This is a genomic window from Flavobacterium johnsoniae (assembly GCF_030388325.1).
Classification (GTDB): Bacteria; Bacteroidota; Bacteroidia; order Flavobacteriales; family Flavobacteriaceae; genus Flavobacterium; species Flavobacterium johnsoniae_C.
Window position 1 is genome coordinate 3,341,410 of record NZ_CP103794.1, and the last position, 15,957, is coordinate 3,357,366.

The window sequence follows — 15,957 nt, forward strand, 5'->3', positions numbered from 1 at the left end:
AATTAAAATGAATACAAGAGGCGAATTGATATATTAATAATGAAAGCTCCAATATTCCCTATTGTTATTTTAGCATTATTCAGCCCACTCATTAATCCAGTTGCTAACAGTCTGGCACCACTTCTGGTCGTCATTCAAACAGGGAATAGCCAGGAAATTTTCCCCTCCATTTTTCTCAAAATCTTCTTTGGCGCGCATGGCGATTTCTTCGAGCGTTTCTAAACAATCCGAAACGAAAGCAGGTGTTACAACAGCCAGATTTTTAATTCCTTTTGCCGGCATTTTGTCAATTTCAATATCAGTATAAGGCTCTAACCATTTATCTCCCGCCAAACGCGATTGAAATGTCAGACTGTATTTATCTTCGGGAAGCCCTAATAATTTTACAACTTGCCTTGTTGTTTCGTAACATTGGTGACGATAACAGAAATCGTGTGCCGGAGATGGCGCACTGCAACAAGAACCGTCAATTTTACAATGTGATTTTGTAACGTCGGTTTTGCGAATGTGACGCTCTGGAATTCCGTGATAAGAAAACAACAAATGATCATATTCAAAACCAACTAAATGTTTTTGAATTGAATCTGCCAAATTCTTGATGTAATCCGGTTTGTTATAAAATGCCGGAACATCAGTAAATGTAATGTGCGGGAATTTCTTCTTGCGGATTTCTTCGGCCTTTACCAAAATAGTCAAAGTCGAAGCCATTGCATATTGCGGATACAGCGGAAAAAGCAGTACTTCAGTAACGCCTTTATCATGCAATTGCTGGAGTCCTTTCTCGATTGTCATGCTTCCGTAACGCATTGCAAGTTCAACCGGTACATTTACTAAAGTCTGTACTTTTTTCTGCATTCTTTCTGAAAGAACAACTAATGGAGAACCTTCTTCCCACCAGATTTTCGCATAAGCGTGCGCAGATTCTTCTGGCCTTTTTCTTAAAATAATGCCGCGAACCAATAAAACTCTCAATAAATACGGAACATCGATCACGTATTTATCCATTAAAAATTCATCTAAATACGGTTTAACATCTTTTGGTGCGGGACTTTCGGGAGATCCCAAATTTACTAATAATACGCCTTTCATTATCGTTTTTATTTTAATTTTCCTCAAACTCATTACTTGTTGCTTCTTAAAATTAATCAAATATATTTTTATTTATGCCTTAATCTATAAAAGCGAAACTGTTTTTATGATTGGTATTAATGGACATTATATATCTTTTTGGGGTTGTGGAAAATTTTTTCTTGAATCCCGCAATAAAGTGGCTTCCGGTGCTGTATCCTATTTTCAGCCCGACTTCATTTACATTGTAAGAACCGCTGTCCAATAGTTTTAAGGCGAAATCCATTTTGTAGTCAAACAGAAAACCGTATACCGTATCACCATAAATTTGTTTGAAGCCTGTTTTTAATTTTTTCATATTCAGCCCAATTTCATCTGCCAGCTGCTGCAGTCCTGGCGGTTCGGCCATATTGGCGATAAGTATTTCTCTGGCTTTTTTGATTTTCAGCACGTTATCTTCATCAGTCAAAAATGGACATTGCACTGCGTTTGGATCTTCCATTTTATTGAAATACAGACTCAATAATTCATATGCTTTTCCTTTATAATAAAGGTTCTTTAGGGAAGGATGAAGGCTGTAATGAAACAGCTGGCTCAAAACAACAGCCATAGCAGGACTGATGTACCCTTCGGTATAATACTTTTTTTTCTTCTTATCGGGGCTTAAAATAGAAATATAATCTGCTTGAAGGGAAAATAACGAGTGAAATTTATTAATCGAAACAATAACAGAAATCATCCATGAATTTGGAGAAAGTTCTAACTTAAGCAATGACTGATGCTGCAGATTGCACAAAATCAGTGATTTTTCCTCTTTCAATTCTAATGTGCAATGATCCTGACTGGACAAAAAAAATGCATTACCTTTTAGTGCGAAATGAAACTGTATCAGGCCGGCACCTATTTCGTGCTGTGCAGAAAAAGATTCTGAGCTGTCGTTCTGGAAACGGATAAGGGTAAGGCCGTCCTCAATTTGTATTTCTTCCTCCATTTTTTTGATATAAAAAATTATTGACTTTTCGAGATAGTTTCCAGCTGGTTATTGTCTATTGGCTTCTAAAACTGCGGCAAACTGGATATTTATTTTATTGGAAAGCTTGCTTTTAACCAAATTTGGGATTTCAATATTAAAATCACTGGCATTTACGCTGAAATTACATGAAATGCTGACCCCTGATGGTGATCTGCTTATCTTTGCAGCAGTATTTATATCCCTGGATTTACCGTGGAGTTGTAATTTGCCTTTAATGATAAAATCCTTAGCATCTGCGCTTAGGCTTTGAAGATCAAATCCTTCTATCTTTCCTTTAAATACGGCTTTTGGATATTGGTCACTTTCAATATAATTTTCATTGAAGTGTTCTTCCATTAAGGCAGCCTTAAACTGGAAACCTTTCATCAGGGCTAAACTTGCAATCTCTCCTGTTGCTGGATTCAAAACAAAAGTAACATTCCGATTTACTGCCTTAACTTCTTCAAAAGAAGGAACGGAAGCTTCAAAAATGACTTTTGCCGATTTACTGACCATTTTTTCTTGTGATACGCCAATAGCGTAAACACTCAGCATTGCAATAAGTATTGTTTTTTTCATTTATTTCGCCTTTATTTTTTTTAGATCATTATCTATTTTGTGCAGCTCTTATTTTAAAACTGCAATAATTTGAATTTTGACTTTATTATCCAGTTTATATTTAATAAGCGCTGGAATCGGAATGTTAAAATCACTTGCATTTACTTCAAAATCAGATATAAAGGTGACTCTGGAACCCGATCTTGTAATTTTTGCATCGGCACTTATATCCTTGGATTTTCCATGCATTTCTAATTTTCCTTTTATCGTGTAATCTTTATAATCTTCAGTTAGATTTTTAATGTCGAATCCTTCTATTTGCCCTCTAAAAATAGCTTTTGGATATTTATCGGTTTCCATGTAATTTTCATTAAAATGTTCTTCCATTAATGCCATTTCAAACTGGAATCCTTTCATTAAAGCCAGACTTGCCACTTCTCCAGTTGCGGGATTCAAAACAAAAGTTACCTTGCTGTTAGTTCCTGCAACCGGCTGAAAAGAAGGTACTGAAGCTTCCAGAGTTATTGTTGCAGATTTAGTTACTATTTTTTCCTGTGAAAAAACAATAAAAGAAGCCAATAGCATTGGCATTATTATGATTTTCTTCATGTTGCTGTTATAGATTATTTTTCTAATAATCCATCCTGATTCCATTTTTTTATAATGTCGATAGTAGCTTGAGGCAATCTTGGTCCACCTTGCGGCATTAAGGAACTATCTCCATTTTCTAAAGAAATTCGTGTAAGGAGTCCTCGGTTTAAAACTGCATTTTTCACCTGTTCATAAGTAACTAAAGACATTGGCGCGCCATTTTTAGGAACTGCTGCATGGCATACAACACAGTTATTATCAATAATAGATTTTACATTTTGGTTGTATGTTGCCAAACCATTAATTGGTGCAGTGTCGCTTAGGGTGCTTGGGTCGTCATTGGCACAGCTTACAAAAATTGAAGCTAATGATGAGATGGCCAGAAGGGTTTTTAGATTCATAAGATTGGTTTTTAGTTATAAATAAATGCATGACTTTAAGAATTACCAGGCATTTCAAAATCATATACGATGAAATGAATAATCCAGATTTCGAAGGAGGCATATTTAATGATTTAAATCCAATAGGTATTTTTTAACGTAGATAATTTGAAATACTAAAAACCAGTTATGAGAAAAAAAATACTAATTACAATTTTCCTTTTTATAATAATCGGAATTTCAGCGTACCTCTACATCTACAAAGGGCATAGAAATATAGAATCAGAAACTGCCGATTATGTTGTAACCGTTAATGAACTAGAAAGAGAGTTTACTTCAAACGACAGTCTGGCTTACATCAAATATCAGGACAAAACAATTGAACTATCTGCACGGGTAACAAGTATTGATAAAGCCGGCAATGGAATTGTTATGAGCGAAAAAGTATTTGTGACATTCAAAAACCGTTTGCCGCAAAATATTATATCCGGGAAAACCCTAAAAATTAAAGGGCGTTTTTTAGGATATGACGAACTGCTCCAGGAATTTAAAATAGACCAATCTTCAGTTGTACACTAATACAAATAACAATTTAAAACTAACCTCATGAAAAACTTTATCCTATTATTTTTTTTATTTCCGCTGTTAACCTTCTCCCAAACCGATTTATTGTCCGGGGTAGAAACTCCTTCTGCAAAAGAAAAAGTGACATCTGCATTCAAAGCCTTAAAAATCGTTAATCTCGAATCTACAAAATTGGCAGCAAAAGGCGATTTGTATTTTGTTGTTGCACACCGATTCGGCTCTATTAAAGATGGCTTTGAAGGTTTCTATGGACTGGATAATGCCAATACGCAGATTAAATTTATTTACGGTCTAACAAATGGACTCAACGTAAGTGCCGCCAGAAGTGAATTTGCTTATGACTTTGCAACAAAATATATGCTGTTTCCTCAAATAAAAGACGGCTTTCCTGTTACTATTGCCGGTTTTAATAGTTTATCTATTAATAACACATTAAAAGAAAGTCTGTATCCGAAACTTCAATTTAAAGACAGGCTGACTTATGTTGCGCAGCTGCTGATTTCAAGAAAATTTTCTGAAAAGCTGTCTTTAGAAATTGTGCCGTCATTCTTTCATCAAAATTTTGTTGAAGATGTAGATCAAAGCAATTCCCAATATGCCATAGGATTTGGAGGGAGGTATAAATTCGCTAAGCGCTGGTCCTTAAATATGGATTATGCGGCGCATTTAAACAGAGCGCCAAATTCACTTTATAAAAATCCGCTGTCTATTGGTTTTGATCTGGAAACGGGCGGACATGTTTTCCAGATGCATTTTACCAGTTCACAGGCAATTGATGAGGCTGGATATCTAGGAAGAACCACTGGCGACTGGACAAAAGGAGATATATTTTTTGGATTTAATCTTGCCAGGGTTTTCTAGTATCTACTTTATAATTAAATTATTAGGTAATTTCTGTATTTAAAATGATTCTAAATTAATCGATTTTCTATTATTTCTAAAACCGCAGCTCTAAAGTACACGTAGATAATTTTAAAACCATAAAAAAATTATGAAGACTAATAAAATAATCAAAAAAGGACTTTTAATTCTGAGCGGCATATTTGTACTGTTTGCCGCGATTTTGCTTTTTCACATTATAACGGCCAAACCGCCCGTTTATGACACCCCAAATCTCCAAGTAAGCAGAATCGATTTTAAATCAGATATTGATTCTCTGCAGGCCAGAAAAATTTGTGCCGACCTTAGAAGCATAAAAGGCCTGACATCAGACTCTATCATCGTTAAAAGAAATGTTGTGGTGTATTTCCACAATAATAAAATTACAAACTCGGAGAAAGTTTTCAACGAGTTGATGGCTAAAGGACGTTACGATGCGCAGCGCTATATTTTACCGGCAAATTTAGCAGACAAAGAAGTCTGCCCAATGAATCAAAATAGTTTGAGCTATAAACTGTCTCAAAAGATAAATCGTTTTTTTAATTAACCCTTTAATACTTTAAATTTATGAAAGTTTATTCAAAACTTACACTTAGTGTACTAATTGCTGCATCGGCAGCTATGATTTCCTGCAGCAGTAATGACGACGAAACCCCAGCACCGGTTAAGGCTTCTATCTACGAGCGTTTAGGCGGAACTAAAATGGTTTCTGATCCTGATAATTCCGGCCAGATGATCGAGCAGGGGCGTTTGAGTTTCCGCAAAGTGGTAAATTCAACTATCGGATTGATTGTTGCTGATATCCAATCGAACGCGTCGGGTAATCTGCAGGCACATTTTGCCCCTTTATTAGCAGAAACTGGAACTACCCAGTCTACCAATATTGCTAAATTATCAGATAACCTTACTGATTTCTTTTCGTTTAATACCGGAGGTACCAATGCTGTAAATACATATTCTGGTTTGAGTATGTCGGCTGCGCATGATCCCGCAAAAAATCCTCGTATGGGAACAAAATCAAGCAATGCAGATTATACGAAATTTGAAGGATATGTTGGAGCTGCGGCCAATGCGAATGGCGTTGCTTCGAATACAGAACTTTATACTGATATTGTTGCTGTTTTAGAATCATTGAGAACTCCTATAGTTCAAAAATAAATTTCTTCTCAAAACGCTGCCTGAAAAAGGCAGCGTTTTATATTTCAATACTATTTGAAGTATATAAATATTTTTCAAAACCTGTTAGTTAGCTTTATAATTCCTGGAAATTATCTAAAACCGCAGTTTAGGTCCATTTATTCCATAGTGATCTAAAAAGCATTTCCGGCGCTGTTATATAAATCTGCAGGCAATAATTTTTGAACCTTTTAAGGAAACCATAAATATGGAAAATTTTAATATGTCCAGATCCTCCACTTTTTATGTATTGGGGTTAAGCTACAAGAAAGCAGATGCAGTTATCAGAGGAAAATTTAGTCTAGATGCTAAATCACAATCTGATTTATTGCTGCAGGCCAAGGCAGAAGGGATAGAATCATTGGTAGTTACTTCTACCTGCAATAGAACTGAAATTTATGGTTTTGCCCATCATCCTTATCAACTCATCAAACTGCTTTGCGAGAACAGCAATGGCTCTGTAGAAGAATTTCGGCAGGCTGCTTATATATATAAGAATGAAGAAGCTGTCAGCCATATGTTCCGGGTAGGAACAGGTTTAGACAGTCAGATTCTGGGTGATTTTGAAATCATCAGCCAGATTAAAACCGCCTTTAACAATAGTAAACGGGAAGGTTTGGTCAATACATTTCTGGACCGGCTGGTAAATACAGTTATTCAGGCGAGCAAAAAAGTTAAAACGGAGACGAAAATTTCTTCTGGTGCAACATCGGTTTCTTTTGCATCAGTGCAGTATATTATCCGAAATGTGGCGGATATTGGAAACAAAAATATTTTGCTGTTCGGAACGGGGAAAATAGGAAGAAATACGTGCGAAAACTTAGTAAAACATACTAAAAACAGCCATATTGCCCTTATAAACAGAACAAAAAACAAAGCCGAATTACTGGCTGGCAAGCTGAATGTTATTGTAAAAGATTATGCTGATTTAAAACAGGAACTGCAGCAGGCCGATGTGCTGGTTGTAGCTACAGGAGCACAAAATCCCACTATTGACAAAACATCGCTTGCTTTACAGAAACCCTTATTGATTCTGGATTTATCCATCCCGCGCAATGTAGATGCCAATGTAGAAGAAATCCCCGGTGTAACTTTAATACATCTGGATGATCTGTCTCAAATTACGGATGACACGCTGGAAAAGAGAAAACAGCATATTCCTGCTGCAGAAGCCATTATTGATGATCTGAAATTAGAACTGAATACCTGGGTGAACGGCCGAAAATGTGCTCCGACTATTCATGCCTTAAAATCCAAGCTAAATGATATTGTATCAGCAGAATTTGCTTTTCAAAAAAGGAAAACAACCCATTTTGATGATGCACAGATGGATTTAATCAGTTCAAGAATTATTCAAAAATTAACAAACCATTTTGCCAGCCATTTAAAAAATGAAAACACTTCAGTGGATCAAAGCATTGAATTTATTGAAAAAGTATTTCAGATAGGGCATCTTGCACTGGATAAGGCTTCTTCACCAATAGAAGAAAAATACAAAATCAATCTGTCATAAATGCTTAATCAGCTGCAGTTTCAAAGCTTACCAGAGTACTGAAACAAGACATGCAAAAATAGAACCCGTCAGCTGCGCTGCACGCTGCGACGGGCTTGTCCATAAACATAATCTTCCAAAAAATGTTTACTTAATTCTGCATGGGAGTAATCAATTCCTCATTTTGTAAAGTTAGACTAATTGATTTGGTGATAATTACATAATTATTAATTAATTTTATAATTAGCTTTTCTACTATAAATTACTTCACATCATTGATTCATGTTATAAAAGAGGCGGGCCGTCGCACCAAACGCTTCAGGAGAAAACTAATTTTTTGTCTCAGCTGAGCAATAATTGATAATCGGAGAGTGAGAGCGGAAAATTCAATAAATTATAAATAGTTAACCATTTATAATGGATTTTCATTATTTCAATTAAATAGAAATCTAAATAAAAGGAGTATGGGGCTATTCCATTTTTGGTGTTCGAATCCTGTTGGCTTTTAACTTAGCCTGCGCTTCAGTTTATCTTATTTTTAAAGTGAATTTGGAAGATGATTTTAGCTTTTTTACTATGGCTAAGGGGGTTGTGTAAAGTTCCGCCAGAGTGCAGTATTGAATCCCAAAAAGCGCATATTGAACAGGATCAATATGCGCTTTTTATTTAGGTCTTTTTATGGAATTAGACTTTTCCTAAAGTATAAAGCTGTTCCATTGTAGGTGTGAGGCTTCCCCCTGCAGGTTCCAGCGTGATGCCAAAAGCTTCAGCTGAATCGGTTTGGCTTACAGCGAAGATTTTTTGAGAGTTTTCTTCAAAATTATCCAGCAGACCAATACTTGTCGGGGTAAGCACCGGACTTAGTTTTAAAGACCAAACCTGGTAAACCATTCCTTTTGGAGGGTTTGGCAGACCTGCCGCGTCGATATAAGTCGTTTTTGTTTCTCTGTTCCAATACACTTTTGCAAATGATGCCGGAGATACTGATTGTCCGCCCAGAGTAACGCTTGTATTTTTAATGTCTCTCACAATGCTCAGATTTTTCTCAGTCTGTTTATTCTGCTGGTCTAAAATAGCATATTCTCTTTCAATTTTATTTTTTTCCCCTCCAGCCTCAGAGACTGCCTGTTTGGATTTTGCCAGTTCTAAAGTCTGATATCCAAAACCTAACAATAATAATACTGCAGCCGCCCAGCCCAGGTACTGCGGACGTTTTGATGCTGGTTTTATATCGACAACTTTAGTATGTTTAAGCTCTAAACGCGCTTTTGTTTTCTCGAAATTGGCAGCCGAATGGAAAGGTGAGAAGCTTGATGATAAGGCTGAAACAGCTTTTTCTATAGAAATGATTTCACTTTCAATCTCAGGGTTTTCTCTGGCCAGTTCGGCAATTTCCAGGTTCTCTTTTTCTGTCAGCAGGCCGTAAACGTAAAGTTCTAAAATGCCTGATTCAATATATTGCTTATCTTCCATTATATCTTTAAATAATTTCTTAAATCGTTGATACAGTTTCTGTTTTGTGTCTTTACAGTTCCCAAAGGTATAGCTAATTCTTCTGAAGCTTCCTGCTGGGTATATCCCTTAAAGAATAGCAGATCAATAATCTCGATACATTTTGGTTTCAGTTTTTTAACGAACTCCTGAATGCCAATTGCATCTAGTTTATTAGCTAATTTATTACTGTCATCTAACAGATTTACGAAATTATCCGAAGAAAGGTTTTTTTGGGTGTTGTTGAAATTTTTGGATCGCAGCTTGTCAATAGATGTATTCCTTGCAATATTAAGGATCCAAGTGTAGAACCGGCCCTTGCTTTCGCTGTAGCTATCGATGTTTTTCCAGATTTTTACAAAGACTTCCTGCAGGACATCTTCGGCTTCTTCGCGGTTTTTTACCAGAACATTTATGACCGAAAACAAGCTTTTTGAATACATATCATAGAGATGGGTGAAAGCCCTTTCATCTTTTTTGCGGATTAATACCAATAATTCTTCTTGGCTCATAGGATTGGATTTAAAGCTTAAATAAATTTTGATTTCTTAGAAAGTGGTAATGCCGGATAAAGGTAATTTATTTTTTACGTAACTGGCCCAAAAGCAGAAATAAAGGATATCACTTTCAAAATGCCAATTTTCGTGGGGTTATACTGAAGAATTTTTAGGAGCTCTTCCCGCTATACGTTCCAATCTTTTGCGCCGAACCCCGCCGAAAAAGGATTTCCACTGCTATCGGGGCTAAAAAGTTAAAAAGACAATTCGGAAACAAACCAATTTTTTGCTTTAGTGAAGCAACAGTTATATTTGAAAAAACGAGAGCGGGAAATTCAGTGGCTTTACAAATTTGGTTTAGTTATCCTGTTAAGGATTGATGTAAAATGAAAAAAACAACCTATTTATTGGGTAAGATTGTCGTGACATTGCCACGACAATTGATCTTCAATTATGTCTTGACGGTCGCATTATTATGGTTATGCAATTGTTCTTTATTAGATTAACTTTTTAATGTTAACACCTTGAATTATGTTAAAAAAAACAGGTATGAGAGAACCGTTTTAATCCCAAGTATTATAAATAGACAAAGTGGTGTTTTTGGTAAAGAAAACAAGAACTTTATTTAAGATAAAAACAAAAAAGAGTACTTTTGCGCTCCATAAACAAAACAATAACTTTGAAAAAGTATCTAATCGTATTGCTTGGCTGCATTATTTTAGTGCCATCATTTGGCAGTGTTTTTGTTTATGTATCTTTTAAACTAGAGCAGCAAGAAATTGTAAAAACAATCTGCGTACAGCGAAAAATGGTTTTTAATACCTGTAACGGACGCTGTGAACTTCAAAAAAGTCTAAAGAAATACGACGACAACGAAAAGAAAATGCAGAACAACCTTAAAGAAAAAACAGAGTTGGTTTACATTTTAAACACTTCAAATAAGACTTTCAAATTATTAGAACCTATTGAAATCAAAGCTGGCTTTTCGGCTAGATTCGACAATAAGCCTGTTTCTGTTTTAACAGAGACTTTCCGTCCCCCTTCTCTTTTTATATAAATTATAATTTCCATTGCAATTCCTATTGGAATAATTTTTCATTGTTGTATAACAATGAAAGATTGCTTGCACTTTAATAAAATTAAAATTATATAAAAATTACAAAATGAAAAAAGTACTATTTTTTGCGGCAGCTTTGACGGCTTCACTACAAATCTATGCGCAAAAAAAAGACAGCATATCGGGCAAATATACCTTAATGGACGAGGTGATTATTGAAGGAGTCAGAAAGTCCAAAGATGTTTCCAGTGAACTGGCTTCTAAATTGCCACTCAAGAACCTGGAAAATCCTCAGGTGACCGCTTCGGTCTCACCGCAGCTTATTAAAAACAGAAATTTTTTCACTCAAGGCGAAATGCTCAAAAATGCCACAGGTGTTGCGCCCAGCTGGGCAGGAATTTCACCTTATTATTCCATCCGGGGATTTCGTACCCGATCGAGCTTCAGAAATGGCGTAAACGGTTATGTGGCCTCTGATATGGATCCGGCAAACATCGCCCAGTTAGAAGTAATTAAAGGACCAAGCGCTGTAATTTTTGGCGGAGGCGGCGCAACTATGATTACTTTTGGAGGACTAATTAATCGGGTTACCCTAAAACCACAACAGACCACTTTTGCTGACATTACTGTAATGGGCGGATCTTACAATCTGCAACGTGCAACTCTTGATATCAATACACCTCTTGACAAAGATGGAAAGGTTCTTGCCCGTTTAACCGGCGCTTATAACTACAATGATACTTTTCAGGACCAGGGTTTTTCAAAAACATTTTTTTTAGCTCCAAGTATTTCTTATAAAATCAGCGATGATTTAAATATTCAGCTTGATGCCGAAATTTTAAACAAAACCGCTACCAACAATCCGCTTTACCAGGTGGCTTTGGGGACTGCTAAATCAGCAGATGAACTCCATTTGGATTATTACCGTTCTTTCAATGACAACTCACTTACACTCAATAATAAGGCAGTAAATATTTACGGAAAAGTCATTTACAGGCTTTCAGAGAATTGGAAATCGGAAACCAATTTAATTTCAGTCAATAATAAAACTCCGGGCGATTACATCCGATTAAGATTAGATGATAACAGCCAGAATGTGACGCGAAGAGTGTACAGAATGTATCCGGAAAACATTACCAGCCAGCAGATCCAGCAGGATTTTGTGGGGAATTTCAAAATTGGCAGTGTGAAAAACCGGCTGATTGCGGGGGTTGAATACTATCATTATCTCTATGGGATTGCCAGTAAATCTATGAATTTTACTAAAGTTTCAGCTGCTGGGACAGATCCTGAGAATGCTAATTTTAATAATGAATACATTTCCGGTCAATTGGCCTTAAAACCCTATGGAGAGAATTATAAGGCAATTCAGGATCATTATTCCCTATATATTTCAGACGTTATCAACCCTTTGGAGAATTTAAGTGTAATGCTTAGTGCCCGAATCAATTACATCAATAACAAAGGGACTGAGGATTTATTAACAGCGACAACTACCGGGGATTACACACAAACGGCTGTTTCTCCGAAATTGGGAATCAATTACCAGATTATCCCTGAAAGAATAGCATTATTTGCTAATTATATGAATGGTTTTCAGCCGCAGGCACCGCAGTCGGTAAACGGGCAGATGACCAATTTCCAGCCCGTTTATGGAAACCAGTGGGAATCGGGAGTTAAAGTTTCCCTGAAAAAGAACCTGTTGGATGCCGTTTTGAGCTATTATAATATTGATCTAACCAATGCGGTAAGACAAAATCCAAATGATACGGCTTCCTATCTGCAGGATGGCGAGCAGCGCAGTAAAGGTTTTGAAGCAGATTTAGAATCAAATCCGATGAAAGGACTGTTTTTGCATGCTGGTTTTGCTTATAATGACAGTAAACTTATTGTTTCCGATGCACTTACTCAAGGGCTAAGGCCTGTAGATGCCGGTCCCAAACTTTCCGGAACCTGGTACGTGAATTACGCTCCGCAGTCAAAAGCTTTAAATGGCTTTTCATTAGGTATAGGCGGCAGTCATTATGGTAAAGATCTGATGATCAATAATATCAATGGCTCTTTTTATACGAATCCTTATACGGTAATCAACTCGGTGCTGAGTTTTGAGAAAACCCGTTATGTATTTTCACTTTCTGCCAATAACCTGCTCAACGAACATTATTGGTATGGCGGCCGTGGTATGGTTACTCCGGGAACCCTTCGCCAGGTGATTTTATCTTTGAAATTAAAATTGTAATGCTGTAATTCAGAACTTCCATTGAAAAAAATTACAAAGACCTCATTTAAACTGCACAGCTGCCTCGGATTGTTTTTCGGGGTACTGTATCTGTTTTTTGGAATTTCGGGCGCTTTATTGGTTTTTAAAAAAGAGATTGAGTATTTCAATAATCCGCCAATGCATTGCTGTGTAAAGGGCAGTAAAACCATTTCATTAAACCAGATGTATCATAAAGTCTCTGAGAGGTATCCCCAGGCGCGGCAGATCATGCTGCAGACTTTTCCCAGAAATAGCTGCGACACCTATGAATTTATGATTTTTAATTATCAGGATAATGTCAGCGATAATTATCTCTATTGCTGTATGGTAGACCCTTATTCTGGAAAAATTGTAGCAGAAGGCAGTTTTAGCTCTTTACAATCGCCTTTTTTCCGCTGGCTGTATGCTGCGCATTATTCCCTTTTAATTGATAAACCAGGCAGGCTTATAACGGCCATTGCGGCCATTGCATTAATTTTAAACTTAATTACAGGTGTGATCATTTATCGCAAAAAGATATTTGCTGTACTTGTTTTTAAAGAGAAGTTAAATCGTAAATCTTCCAGAACCCTTTATTCTTCGCTGCACAGGATTATTGGTGTCTGGACCCTGTTGCTTAATTTTATTCTTTTTTTTACAGGTTTCTGGATGAATAAAAGTCTTTTTTTACCTTCTGAATGGGAATTAATTTCTAAGAAAGAACAGAATTATCGGACAAGGGCAAATATTGACCAGGTGATAAAACAGGCACGGGAGATTCCGAATTTTAATCCAATTGCCGTAAAAATAGCTGCTGATAAAAAAACGGATATTATAGTAAGCGGTGAGTTTTCTGATACCCAAAACCCGCTGTATTTTGGGAAAGGCAGTGACGTTTATTATGACAGTAATAATGGAAATTGGATTAAAACAATACGGATTGAAGAAAAATCATTTTCCGACCGGTTTTATTGGATGATGAAACAGCTCCACAGGGGGGATTATGATAGTGTTTGGATAAAAATTCTGTATGTAATTGCCGGATTCAGTCCTGCAGTACTTTCTATTACTGGATTTATTCTTTGGAGAAGAAAAGGCAGAAAAGAAATATCTAAAAAATACAAATAATAAGATATCTGTTTTGTGATTTTAAAACTCGTTCAAATCTATGTCCTGCTCTGGGGCTAAGAAGTTTTTTTGTAACTCATTAAAATGAGTTTAAAATGGGGGACCCTTACTGAACAATTTACAAACCATTTTATGAATGATTTAAAGAAATTAGCCTATTTTCAAGTGAATTTGTAAGATAATTATTTTAATTTTTTGATTTGAAAAGGTTTGTATGTATCGTAAGGGTTAAATGTTAAAAAAGCTAAATATTGTCATGTATTTTTATTTTTTCTAAAATATTTTTTTGGTGGAACATCGTTGCATAAAAACATAAATTGGAGTGATTAAAACTAAAATAATATTTTTAGAAAATTCACATCAAAATTTGTTGTTGATATAATTCTAAACATCAAAAATCATAAACAAAGAGATTTTATTCTTTTGAAATATATTAATTTTTATAATGCTTTAAATTGACAGCATTAAAAGAATATGAAATCATTAAATAACTCCAAATAGCAAGTTTATTTTCATCTTGTATTTTTGGCAGATATTCCATAGCGTTTGTTGATTTATAAAAAGAAAAGGCATAATTAATTTCTAGTTCTTTGACAGGTATGTATTTCAAAGAAAGATCAGATTCATATCCAAGAAACTTTGTCATTCTGGTCCAAATTATTTAGAAGAGGATATTGAGTATAAAAAAGGTGAAAATCAGAACGAAGCGATAGTTTACTATTTAAAGGAATTACAGTAAATAGATAGGGATTTACTAAACCTTTGCCGTTAACGTCGGTTGGAAAACGGGTGAAGACATTCATATTTCCATTGAACTTCCATGTCACGCCATATAAAACATCAAAATCGCCGGAACTGCCATCTGATATATGAGGACTACTGCCACTTATTATTTCAGCGCCTAAACGCCAAGTAGATTTTAGTAAAGACAACTTAACCTCAGGTTGGAAATAGTAAGCGAATAATTTCTGGCCTTTTGCATTACGTCCAAACTGCAAGTATGAATTTAAGGTATAATACCATTGTTTGGTTTTATATTCTATTCTTCCGCCTGCTGTTGCACGGCTGTATAATTTCCCAGAATTTGCATTTTCTAAAAAATCAACAGTATTCAATGAGGAAAATAAAAATCCATGATTGTCATTGTAGGTGAGGTTATTTAACAACAGATATTTATATTTATTCGATGCAACAGGTGAGTAGGTCGGTTCAAACTCAGTTCCATACTTTCGAGTAAATAAAAAGAAAAAGTCATTAGAGAAATATTTTGAGGATTTTATTATCCTAATTCCTTCATGAGCTCTCCCTTGCTGTGCCCAGGGAGCATCGGAGAATAATCTGCCATTGTCCAATAAAACACTCTGCCTTCCCAATCGTATATTTAGGGATTTAAACTTAGTCTCAAAATACAACTGATAAAAATTAATGCTTCCAACTTTGGAAGCTTTGTTGTTTTCATCCCAAAAATGAATTTCTTGTAAATCCGATTTTACAAGCCATTTTTCTCTAGCATATTGCATTGAAATTCTGTTTCTCTGGGTGATGTAAAAGTAAGGATCAATTGAGTCGTTAGGAGGAAGGATATAATTTGAAGTGTATTCGGCTCTTGGCCTGATTTCAATATTCATTAGGAACTGTTGGGATAAGCTGTCTTTTTGCTGTGCACATAATTGAAATACAGATAAAATAATAAAAGGCAATAAGATTCCTTTATTCGCAGGTGTTTTGATTATCATGCTTCTTATATCCTATAGAATTAGTGTATAAAAGTAACAATAGTATGCCTATTTGCAATACTATAATT

General features: G+C 35.7%; 17 protein-coding genes. 8 read left to right on the forward strand and 9 right to left on the reverse strand.

From position 1 onward, the window contains the following. Positions 1-75: 75 nt before the first annotated feature. The 5 genes from hemH to NYQ10_RS14550 form a co-directional block, all read right to left on the reverse strand. Positions 76-1,089 (reverse strand): ferrochelatase, encoded by a 1,014-nt coding sequence (gene hemH, locus NYQ10_RS14530; RefSeq protein ID WP_109193287.1) that lies wholly within the window; start codon positions 1,087-1,089, stop codon positions 76-78. A 79-nt stretch (positions 1,090-1,168) separates the two neighbouring features. Beyond that, positions 1,169-2,059, reverse strand: coding sequence for an AraC family transcriptional regulator (locus NYQ10_RS14535; protein WP_289877072.1), 891 nt, complete (start codon positions 2,057-2,059; stop codon positions 1,169-1,171). A 48-nt stretch (positions 2,060-2,107) separates the two neighbouring features. Further along, positions 2,108-2,659, reverse strand: coding sequence for a YceI family protein (locus NYQ10_RS14540; protein WP_289877074.1), 552 nt, complete (start codon positions 2,657-2,659; stop codon positions 2,108-2,110). 48 nt (positions 2,660-2,707) lie between these two features. After that, positions 2,708-3,247: a YceI family protein gene (locus NYQ10_RS14545; RefSeq protein WP_289877076.1), complete on the reverse strand. Its 540-nt coding sequence runs from the start codon at positions 3,245-3,247 to the stop codon at positions 2,708-2,710. 14 nt (positions 3,248-3,261) lie between these two features. After that, positions 3,262-3,630, reverse strand: coding sequence for a hypothetical protein (locus tag NYQ10_RS14550; RefSeq protein WP_202002379.1), 369 nt, complete (start codon positions 3,628-3,630; stop codon positions 3,262-3,264). 168 nt (positions 3,631-3,798) lie between these two features. On the opposite strand from NYQ10_RS14550, the gene NYQ10_RS14555 reads away from it, so the two are divergent. From NYQ10_RS14555 to hemA, 5 genes are all read left to right on the forward strand, one after another. Beyond that, the gene (locus NYQ10_RS14555) at positions 3,799-4,188 is read left to right on the forward strand and encodes an OB-fold protein (RefSeq protein ID WP_202002382.1); all 390 of its coding nucleotides are present in this window, start codon (positions 3,799-3,801) and stop codon (positions 4,186-4,188) included. 27 nt (positions 4,189-4,215) lie between these two features. Then, the gene (locus NYQ10_RS14560) at positions 4,216-5,055 is read left to right on the forward strand and encodes a DUF5777 family beta-barrel protein (protein WP_109193292.1); all 840 of its coding nucleotides are present in this window, start codon (positions 4,216-4,218) and stop codon (positions 5,053-5,055) included. Positions 5,056-5,185: 130 nt separating this feature from the next. After that, positions 5,186-5,620: a hypothetical protein gene (locus NYQ10_RS14565; protein WP_109193293.1), complete on the forward strand. Its 435-nt coding sequence runs from the start codon at positions 5,186-5,188 to the stop codon at positions 5,618-5,620. 20 nt (positions 5,621-5,640) lie between these two features. Further along, positions 5,641-6,231, forward strand: coding sequence for a hypothetical protein (locus tag NYQ10_RS14570; RefSeq protein WP_091490987.1), 591 nt, complete (start codon positions 5,641-5,643; stop codon positions 6,229-6,231). 226 nt (positions 6,232-6,457) lie between these two features. Continuing rightward, complete coding sequence (gene hemA / locus NYQ10_RS14575) at positions 6,458-7,762, forward strand: glutamyl-tRNA reductase (protein ID WP_289877078.1); 1,305 nt, start codon at positions 6,458-6,460, stop codon at positions 7,760-7,762. Between the two features lie 663 nt (positions 7,763-8,425). Here hemA and NYQ10_RS14580 read toward each other — a convergent pair. Next, positions 8,426-9,214 carry an anti-sigma factor gene (locus tag NYQ10_RS14580; RefSeq protein ID WP_278021741.1) on the reverse strand — a complete coding sequence of 263 codons (789 nt, stop codon included), beginning with the start codon at positions 9,212-9,214 and terminating at the stop codon, positions 8,426-8,428. Beyond that, positions 9,214-9,744, reverse strand: a complete 531-nt coding sequence (locus tag NYQ10_RS14585) for an RNA polymerase sigma factor (protein WP_109193296.1) — start codon at positions 9,742-9,744, stop codon at positions 9,214-9,216. Before NYQ10_RS14585 ends, NYQ10_RS14580 begins: the two co-directional genes overlap by 1 nt. A gap of 664 nt (positions 9,745-10,408) precedes the next feature. Here NYQ10_RS14585 and NYQ10_RS14590 point away from each other — a divergent pair. The 3 genes from NYQ10_RS14590 to NYQ10_RS14600 all read left to right on the forward strand — a co-directional run bounded on the left by NYQ10_RS14590 (position 10,409) and on the right by NYQ10_RS14600 (position 14,153). After that, positions 10,409-10,786: a hypothetical protein gene (locus NYQ10_RS14590; protein ID WP_236673041.1), complete on the forward strand. Its 378-nt coding sequence runs from the start codon at positions 10,409-10,411 to the stop codon at positions 10,784-10,786. 106 nt (positions 10,787-10,892) lie between these two features. Continuing rightward, entirely contained in the window at positions 10,893-13,025 is a 2,133-nt protein-coding gene (locus NYQ10_RS14595) for a TonB-dependent siderophore receptor (RefSeq protein ID WP_278021739.1), read from the forward strand. A 21-nt stretch (positions 13,026-13,046) separates the two neighbouring features. Further along, positions 13,047-14,153 carry a PepSY-associated TM helix domain-containing protein gene (locus tag NYQ10_RS14600; RefSeq protein ID WP_289877079.1) on the forward strand — a complete coding sequence of 369 codons (1,107 nt, stop codon included), beginning with the start codon at positions 13,047-13,049 and terminating at the stop codon, positions 14,151-14,153. 433 nt (positions 14,154-14,586) lie between these two features. On the opposite strand, the gene NYQ10_RS14605 is transcribed toward NYQ10_RS14600, so the two are convergent. Next, positions 14,587-14,799, reverse strand: a complete 213-nt coding sequence (locus NYQ10_RS14605) for a hypothetical protein (protein ID WP_289877080.1) — start codon at positions 14,797-14,799, stop codon at positions 14,587-14,589. Then, complete coding sequence (locus NYQ10_RS14610) at positions 14,777-15,889, reverse strand: hypothetical protein (RefSeq protein WP_289877081.1); 1,113 nt, start codon at positions 15,887-15,889, stop codon at positions 14,777-14,779. Before NYQ10_RS14610 ends, NYQ10_RS14605 begins: the two co-directional genes overlap by 23 nt. Positions 15,890-15,957: the final 68 nt, after the last annotated feature.